Genomic DNA, 6,566 nt, shown 5'->3' on the forward strand with positions numbered 1-6,566 from the left:
GGGATTAGTATAAAAGTTTATCATAAGGGTAACGGGCAGTATGTATCGCTTTTACTTTCTCATACAACAGCGATCTAAATTCATCAACGTTTTCCTTATTCAGCGCAGAGATAAATATCGCTGGGGCCCGATTTTTATTCATCCAGCTGTTCTTAAAATCTGACAAGGTTAATGGCGGATGCTCTTCCTGCGGATCAAAGTCTGCAGGTACATATGCATCAATTTTATTGAATACCATGATAATTTCCTTATCGATTGCTCCCATTTCCTTTAACGTTTCATTAACAGTATTGATCTGATCTTCAAAGTTAGGATGGGAAATATCAACAACATGGATCAATATATCAGCTTCGCGAACCTCATCAAGAGTTGATTTAAAGCACTCTATGAGATGATGTGGAAGTTTCCTAATGAAACCTACGGTGTCCGAAAGGAGAAAAGGGAGATTCTCTATTACAACTTTCCTGACCGTAGTGTCCAAAGTAGCAAAAAGCTTATTCTCAGCAAAAACTTCCGATTTGGAAATCATGTTCATGATGGTCGATTTTCCAACGTTTGTATACCCAACCAGGGAAACTCGTACCAACTGGTTTCGATTCTTCCGTTGGGTTTCGTTTTGTTTATCGATTTCCCGCAGTCTTTCTTTTAGCAGAGAGATCTTGTTTAAAATTAAACGACGGTCAGTCTCTATTTGGCTCTCTCCGGGTCCACGCATACCTATACCCCCTTTCTGCCGCTCAAGGTGAGTCCATAAACGTGTCAGCCGTGGTAATAAATATTGTAATTGAGCAAGCTCAACCTGAGTTTTAGCCTGTGATGATTGAGCCCGCTTGGCGAAGATGTCCAAAATAAGATTGCTTCGGTCCAGAATTTTCACCTGAAGCTCATTCTCGATATTCCTAAGCTGCGATGGCGATAATTCATCGTCAAACACGACAATATCTATTTCTTCGGATTTCACGTAAGCATTGATCTCTTCGAGCTTGCCTGTCCCTACAAAAGTAGCACGGTCTGGGCGCTGCATCCTTTGGGTAAATGCTTTATGTGTTTCTCCGCCCGCCGTTTCAACCAAAAAAGTTAACTCATCCAAGTATTCTCTCGTTTGCTCTTCGGTCTCCCCGGGAGTTATTATCCCAACTAAAACCACTTTTTCCGGCTTTATCGCTGTATCAAAAAATTTCTGTCTTGGCATTTAATTAGTTAACAATTGTCAAAGATAAGAGTTTGGCCACTACCACCAGCCTGGGCAGACATTGCGCAACGACCACAAGTCTATCGTTGATAACGATGGTTTTAAAACTGCTTCACAAACTCGGCCATTGCTCTTCCCGGGTCTTGTTGTTTCATAAAATTTTCGCCAATCAGGAATCCGTTAAATCCTGCTGATCTGAGTTCTGTAATAGTCGTCGGATCACTTAAACCGCTTTCGGAGATTTTTAAGAACTCAGCGGGAATATGCTCAACCAGATCATAAGAATGTTGAACGGAAACGTTAAAGTCAGCCAAATTGCGATTATTTACTCCCACCGCGTCGAGTTCGGGAAAAAGGCTCCTGTCGAGTTCTTCGCGGTTATGCACTTCAAGCAAAACGCTCATACCCAAGCCTTTTGCAAGTCTTGCAAGTTTCTGAATTTCGTCAGGCCTGAGGATCGCGGCAATTAACAGGATTACATCCGCACCCAGCGCCTTTGCTTCAACCACCTGGTATTCGTCCAGCATAAACTCTTTTCTAAGGACCGGGATCTTATTTCTTTTCCTGGCTTCTATCACATCTGCCTTTTTTCCTCCAAAAAAACTTCGATCTGTTAAAACAGACAGAGCAGATGCACCAGCAGAAGCATAGCCATTGGTTACTTCCTTAACACTTACTTTATTATTTATTATGCCCTTCGATGGCGATTGCCGCTTGAATTCAGCAATTATCCCTGTTAGAGCCGGATCCAAAATAGAATCACGAAAAGAATAACATTCTCTGAAAAAATTGTCAGATTCCTCCAATCTTACAATTGGAGTCCTTCGCCTGTCAGCTTCTATCTCCTGTTTTTTCTTGGCAACAATTCTGTCAAGTATTGTTGCCTGCCCATTTACGGTGTTTGATTCAGTATTGCTCATATTCAATTCACAATCAGCTAAGCCAGTTCGATATTAATAGTTTTCCATGTTCCGTCAAAACAGATTCAGGGTGGAACTGAACCCCCCTTACATCAAGTGTTCGATGGCGCAATGCCATGATCACTCCGTTTACATCGACAGCCGTAACTTCTATTTCTGCGGGAACATTATCGTTTTTAACAGCCCAGGAATGATACCTTCCGACCTTAAATTCCGAAGGGCAATTATTAAATAACTTTTCATCTGAAGCCAGCACTTTTATTTCCGTTGCGCGACCGTGAACAGGTCGTGAAAGATTGTACAGCTCTCCGCCAAAAACTTCTCCAATAGCCTGAAGCCCCAGGCAAATGCCCAGAATACTTTTGGTCGGCGAGTATGTGCGGATAACATCCAATAGCAAGCCAGACTCAGAAGGTATCCCCGGCCCTGGAGATAAAAGGATTTTATCAAATGCATTTACATCAGCAAGTTTAAATTTATCATTACGCCAAACAGTCGCTTCATTTCCTGTTTCATTTAAAAGGTGTACGAGATTGAAGGTAAATGAGTCGTAATTGTCTATTACTAGTATGTTCATTTTTTATAGGGTATTGGGTGTTAGGTGATAATTCAAAACGCTGTGCTAAAAAGTCCACTGTCAACTCTTAACTTTTTAAAGTTCCTCCGCCATCTCCAGCGCCTTCCGTAAGGCCATTATTTTATTGTTCACTTCATTTAATTCACTTTGCGGGTCAGAATCTGCAACAATACCTGCTCCTGCCTGGTAATGTAATACGTTATTCTGGCTGAGAAATGAACGGATCATGATAGCATGATTAAAATCTCCATTAAAGCCCATAAATCCTATTGCTCCACTATAAAAACCACGCTTTTGCCTTTCAAACTTGTCAATTAGCGTCATAGCCATATATTTTGGTGCCCCACTGAGTGTCCCTGCGGGATAGGTATCACCCACAACGTCAAACGGATCGACTGCTTCTTGTAGCTGGCCTGTCACTTTTGATACCATGTGAATTAGGTGTGAATAATATTGGATTTCCTTAAATGACCGTACTTCCACTTTATCGCAATGTCGGCTAAGGTCGTTGCGTGCCAGATCCACAAGCATGACATGCTCGGCATTTTCTTTAACATCCTGCTTTAAATTTTCAGCTAATTCAGCATCAAGTGCTCCATCACCCGTCCTTTTAAATGTGCCTGCTATTGGGTAGATCGTGGCTTCGTTATTCTTTATTGTAAGCTGGGCCTCAGGTGAAGAACCAAAAAGTTTAAAATCCCCATAATCATAATAAAAGAGATAAGGCGACGGGTTAATAGATCGCAATGCCCTGTATACGTTAAATTCGTCACCCAGAAAGGGTTTAGAAAATGCACGTGAAGGCACGATCTGGAATACGTCACCACGGAAGATATGTTTCTTGACCCCTTCTACTGTGGTGATAAACTCTTCATCGGTAAAATTGGATTTCTCTTCACCATTCAGCTTGAATTTATATTCAGGAAAATTCTTATTCTGTATTAGGTATTGAATCTTCTCCAGGTTGTCGGGGCTCTTTTTGTCAGTACGATGCTCAAGCAGGTATAATTCGTTCTTGAAATGGTCAACCACAATAATATACCGGTAAACGTGATATTGCATCAAAGGGATGTTTCTTCCATCGGCCGGCGTTGCAGTCAACTTAATATCCTCAAAGTGCTCAATTGTCTCATATGCAAAATATCCAAAAAGACCATTTGATATGAATTTAAAATCATTCGCTGACGTAGATTCAAACTGATTCCTGAACTCGGAAACTTGCTTTTTCAGATCTACCTCGTTAAGTGGATACTGCTCACGAGTGCCATCTGGAAAATATGTTTCGAGTTTATCACCAGTAAGCGTTATTCCTGCAATTGGGTCACAGCAGACGTAACTTAAGCTATTTTCACGGCTATGATAATCGGAACTTTCAAGTAGTATGCTATTTGGAAAAACATCCCTTAATCGAAGGTAAATGCTCACAGGCGTAGTTGTATCTGCAAGGAGTTTTTTGTGTGATGTGTATAATTTATAATTCTTCATATCTGATTTTGAATCCCGGAGGATACTTCAAGCCATAAAAAAACCCGACGGGTTTACGCGTCGGGTTCATATTGTTTAGGTTTTGGTTGATTAATATTATCTCAAAATACCTGTCCCGTGCGCCGCTGTGTTAGAGGGTACCACCAATTTCCAGTATTTTGTGTCATGTTCATCGGTCACAAAAATATAAAGAAATTCGACATTGCAAATTTTTTGAGATATAAATCTGTAAAAAGCTTAGCCCGATATACGGTTTGCATTAAGAGTTACCAATAGACATCCCCAACAATGGGCGACCGCTCTGATAAATTGCGACGACAATAACCAGCACAGCCAGGCCATAATAAAGAGCAATTGCGCGGTGCTTATTTATCGCAATATCACCACGTTTTGACTTTGCATGCCCGATTGTTATCAAGGCCACCGCAAATAACATTAATACAGCATGTTCCACGGTCCAATATCGAACTACGGTATCCTTCATAGCATCACCCATATTTCCGTATTGAACAAAAGGGCTAACAAAACATAAAATCAATCCTGCCAACAACTGTGTATGCGTAGCAATCATGGCAAAGAAATTGATTTTCCTGTTAGTTTGCGTGTAATCCTTTTTCCCAAACAGTGCGGTAATTGATAGAATGATCGCTACGGCCAGAAGTAATAGAACTATATAGCGTAGTCCTGAATGGAGTCCTAATATGAAATTGTACATATTCTTATTTGTTTATGAAGCAAAGTAAAGAAAAAAGTATGAATGACAAGAGCGGGATTTACCGTGCGTCCAGATAAATGGCCTCAGGAAAACTTGTTAGTGTGGCAATGCGTTGAGGCGAGGCATTTCCATTATCCTGGAACTTAAAAACGAGGATTTGCTGGTTAGCTTTTTCCGCTACGTAAATAATGTCTTTCCCTGCTCTTGAATCCCATGCCACATCAACAGGATTACCAAGGCTGGTCCCTAAACCAGAAATAACCCTCGTTGGCGTAATTAATGCTCCTTTAGGGTCAAACTTGGCTAGCACGGTTTCAATTATAAATATTTTTCCATCAGTCTTAAAACCTGGTGCCGAAGGCTCACCGATATCAGTAAGAATTAAGGCATCACGGGTAGAAGAATATGTAATTCCATGCAGTCTTGTGGCCCCCGCTATAGTAATTTTTTTAGTAGGTACTATTGTACCAACCTGCATTGATGAAGCCTTTTCAAACAACTGTACTTCAACCCGGTTCTTGTCCATGACCACAAACAGATTATCGTCTTCCAGATGTATTCCCCAAGGCTGGCCATCGAGCTTAAGTTTTTTTGTTGCCCGGGCTGTTCCTGCAATAGTGTCAATACCGACATATACATACAAGGAACTATCGCTGTTACTAGCTATGTATAAAGTCTTCCGAACCCGATCAAAAGCAATTTCCCTCGCACTAGGCAGGGCATCATCGATAAACGATCCTTTTTGTGTCAGCGAACCATCTGGTTTTACCGTAAACGAACGTATGTTTTTGGCCTGCCTGCTTACCTGGTAAACTGTTCCCGAATAAGGATCAAAGAAAATACCATTTCCATCCGGCAATTTTGTGTCGTAGCGATCAGGACTATCTAGGGTCGCAGCGTCAGCCGGATCGAAGACCATGGTACTCATTACTGACGCATCAGTATCCGCATTAGAAACGTACAATCTGGATACCGTACTTTGGAGTAAGGGCTCATTATCATCTTTAGTGCAGCCCGAAAATAGTGCAGCAGTCAGAATTACAAACGCAGCTAGGAAATGACGATTCATATTTACTCAAAGGTAAGACTAAAGAATGTATTACCTAATTTGAAAGCGACTAATCGCTGTTGACTCCCGATTTGAAGGCTTTGTTTACAACTTCTTCAAGCTGGCTAATACTAAACGGCTTTGCCAAGGTATAATCTGCGCCTGCATTTTCAGCAAGGGTATCTATATCATGGCTTCCTGTAAAGTACACTACGGGTATAGATTTGTGGACAGGGTGACTTTTGATAGTCTGAGTAGCTACAACACCACCATGTGTTGGTATTTTATTATCCATAAATATGATTGCCGGCTTCATCTCTTCTATTTTCTCGATAATGTTGTCACAATCGGGAATTGTGTAGACTTCAGCCATATTACTGTCCACAAGGATTATAGCTACCACCTCGGAAATCGTTAAATCATCATCGCAAACTAGTACACGTCTCATCTTATAAGTTACTTTAAATCATGTATACAACATTCAAGCCATTATTTTATTTTTTAAGACTTACCGATAAAGATAACAGAATTGCCAAAAATAAAATAAGCTCCTGATGGGCAGGAGCTTATTTAAACTAACCAATTATAAACCTGTTGAATAAGGTTTGCTGTAGGGGAAGGAGTCGAAC

The 6,566-nt window shown here is 40.9% G+C and carries 7 protein-coding genes; all 7 read right to left on the bottom strand.

The window, feature by feature from the left end; genetic code table 11:
- Nucleotides 1-4: 4 nt before the first annotated feature.
- The 7 genes from hflX to B5X60_RS11045 all read right to left on the bottom strand — a co-directional run bounded on the left by hflX (nucleotide 5) and on the right by B5X60_RS11045 (nucleotide 6,385).
- Nucleotides 5-1,192 carry a GTPase HflX gene (hflX, locus tag B5X60_RS11015; protein WP_079702743.1) on the bottom strand — a complete coding sequence of 396 codons (1,188 nt, stop codon included), beginning with the start codon at nucleotides 1,190-1,192 and terminating at the stop codon, nucleotides 5-7.
- Between the two features lie 101 nt (nucleotides 1,193-1,293).
- The gene (gene trpC / locus B5X60_RS11020; protein WP_079702744.1) at nucleotides 1,294-2,112 is read right to left on the bottom strand and encodes an indole-3-glycerol phosphate synthase TrpC; all 819 of its coding nucleotides are present in this window, start codon (nucleotides 2,110-2,112) and stop codon (nucleotides 1,294-1,296) included.
- A 13-nt stretch (nucleotides 2,113-2,125) separates the two neighbouring features.
- Nucleotides 2,126-2,689, bottom strand: coding sequence for an anthranilate synthase component II (locus B5X60_RS11025; protein WP_079702745.1), 564 nt, complete (start codon nucleotides 2,687-2,689; stop codon nucleotides 2,126-2,128).
- A 75-nt stretch (nucleotides 2,690-2,764) separates the two neighbouring features.
- Nucleotides 2,765-4,174 (bottom strand): anthranilate synthase component I family protein, encoded by a 1,410-nt coding sequence (locus B5X60_RS11030; RefSeq protein WP_079702746.1) that lies wholly within the window; start codon nucleotides 4,172-4,174, stop codon nucleotides 2,765-2,767.
- A gap of 259 nt (nucleotides 4,175-4,433) precedes the next feature.
- Entirely contained in the window at nucleotides 4,434-4,889 is a 456-nt protein-coding gene (locus B5X60_RS11035) for a cytochrome B (protein WP_079702747.1), read from the bottom strand.
- Between the two features lie 58 nt (nucleotides 4,890-4,947).
- Nucleotides 4,948-5,958, bottom strand: a complete 1,011-nt coding sequence (locus tag B5X60_RS11040; protein ID WP_079702748.1) for an NHL repeat-containing protein — start codon at nucleotides 5,956-5,958, stop codon at nucleotides 4,948-4,950.
- Between the two features lie 49 nt (nucleotides 5,959-6,007).
- Nucleotides 6,008-6,385: a response regulator gene (locus B5X60_RS11045; RefSeq protein ID WP_079702749.1), complete on the bottom strand. Its 378-nt coding sequence runs from the start codon at nucleotides 6,383-6,385 to the stop codon at nucleotides 6,008-6,010.
- Nucleotides 6,386-6,566: the final 181 nt, after the last annotated feature.

The organism is Daejeonella lutea, from assembly GCF_900168015.1.
In the GTDB taxonomy this organism is placed as follows: Bacteria; Bacteroidota; Bacteroidia; order Sphingobacteriales; family Sphingobacteriaceae; genus Daejeonella; species Daejeonella lutea.

What these genes read in the sequence shown, in the direction of transcription:
- hflX (WP_079702743.1), bottom strand. Translation starts at nt 1,192, where the DNA reads ATGCCAAGACAGAAATTTTTTGATACAGCGATAAAGCCGGAAAAAGTG.
- trpC (WP_079702744.1), bottom strand. Translation starts at nt 2,112, where the DNA reads ATGAGCAATACTGAATCAAACACCGTAAATGGGCAGGCAACAATACTT.
- B5X60_RS11025 (WP_079702745.1), bottom strand. Translation starts at nt 2,689, where the DNA reads ATGAACATACTAGTAATAGACAATTACGACTCATTTACCTTCAATCTC.
- B5X60_RS11030 (WP_079702746.1), bottom strand. Translation starts at nt 4,174, where the DNA reads ATGAAGAATTATAAATTATACACATCACACAAAAAACTCCTTGCAGAT.
- B5X60_RS11035 (WP_079702747.1), bottom strand. Translation starts at nt 4,889, where the DNA reads ATGTACAATTTCATATTAGGACTCCATTCAGGACTACGCTATATAGTT.
- B5X60_RS11040 (WP_079702748.1), bottom strand. Translation starts at nt 5,958, where the DNA reads ATGAATCGTCATTTCCTAGCTGCGTTTGTAATTCTGACTGCTGCACTA.
- B5X60_RS11045 (WP_079702749.1), bottom strand. Translation starts at nt 6,385, where the DNA reads ATGAGACGTGTACTAGTTTGCGATGATGATTTAACGATTTCCGAGGTG.